The following is a 1,099-nucleotide window of genomic DNA, read 5'->3' on the forward strand; positions in this document are numbered from 1 at the left end:
CAGCTGGGTGGCCTTCTGCGGCGACTTCGTCGCCGGGCCGGGGTTCGGCCGGATCGAAGGCGCCCTGCGCAGCGCCCAGGTCCTGGCGGGCCGGCTGCTGGCCCTGGTGCTGCTGCTCTGCCTCGCCCTGGCGAACCCGGCACCGGCGATGGCGGCGACCGACGCCGTCTCCTACCGCTGCGACGGCGACCCGCTGCTGGCGACCAGCGACAACGGGGCCGTGGATGCCCCGGGGATCCCCAACACCACCGCCGGCACGGTGCCCGGCGCCACGGTGCTGCTGGAGTGGCGCGACCTGAGGCTGCAGCTGCCGCGCACCAACAACGCCGGTCCGCCCAGCTACACCGACGGGATCTGGTGGTGGAGTCTGGAGGATCCGGCCCAGCCCCGCTTCCTGCACCGCCGCGGCGCCATCGAGAGCTTCAGCTGCCAGGCAGTTCCTGCCGCAGGGCCGCCAGCCGGCGGCCGTTGACGCCCAGGTCCGAATCCCCCAGCCGGGAGCTGGAGCGCGCCTGCAGCACGCCGGCCGCCGGCTGGGCGTACAGCTCGAGGTCGTCGACGAAGCCGAACAGGCGGCTGGTGGCGGTGGCGTGCAGGTAGTGGCCGTCCCGCTCGAGGATCCGCACCCCCTCGGTGGTCTCCAGGATCGGCACCAGCGCGCTCAGGGCCGCCTCCGGATCGGTGAGCGGCCAGTCGGCCCGGGCGCAGTGGGCCGGCGCCGCACAGGGGGACAGGGAGCCGCCGTGCACACCGAGATCCTCCGGTGCCGGCCCCTCCAGGTGCAGCAGCGAGGCCTCGGCGCGGCCGGGGAGGGCCAGGGCGGGGACGCCGAGCAGCAGCACGAGCAGCAGGCCGGCGAGGAGACGGGGTAGGGAGAGGCGGGTGGCGGGGGTCATGGGTGGGTGGGAAGGGGGGCGCAGGGGGCAGCCAGCCAGGCGGCGGCGACCTGCTCAGGTTGGTCGATGTGGGGCAGGTGGCCGCAGGCCGCCAGTTCGGTGATGCGGGGACCCAGCAGGGCCTGGGCGGCGCGCTTCTGGGGGGCCCGCAGGATCCGGTCGTCGGCGCCCCAGAGCACCGCCACGGGCTGGGGGGGCAGGGG

3 protein-coding genes are annotated in these 1,099 nt (G+C 75.8%); 1 reads left to right on the forward strand and 2 read right to left on the reverse strand.

The window, feature by feature from the left end; all coding sequences use genetic code 11:
- Window positions 1-472 (forward strand): DUF8671 domain-containing protein (locus VB737_RS16915; protein WP_500314682.1); only part of this gene is annotated, 472 nt, incomplete at its 5' end.
- On the opposite strand, the gene VB737_RS16920 is transcribed toward VB737_RS16915, so the two are convergent.
- Both VB737_RS16920 and VB737_RS16925 read right to left on the reverse strand, forming a co-directional pair.
- Window positions 423-896, reverse strand: coding sequence for a DUF1499 domain-containing protein (locus tag VB737_RS16920; RefSeq protein ID WP_500314684.1), 474 nt, complete (start codon window positions 894-896; stop codon window positions 423-425). The genes VB737_RS16915 and VB737_RS16920 overlap by 50 nt on opposite strands.
- The coding region (locus tag VB737_RS16925) for an alpha/beta fold hydrolase (RefSeq protein ID WP_500314685.1) at window positions 893-1,099 on the reverse strand (207 nt) is incomplete at its 5' end. The genes VB737_RS16920 and VB737_RS16925, both read right to left, overlap by 4 nt.

The organism is Synechococcus sp. BA-120 BA3 (assembly GCF_034931285.1).
Taxonomy (GTDB): domain Bacteria; phylum Cyanobacteriota; class Cyanobacteriia; order PCC-6307; family Cyanobiaceae; genus Cyanobium.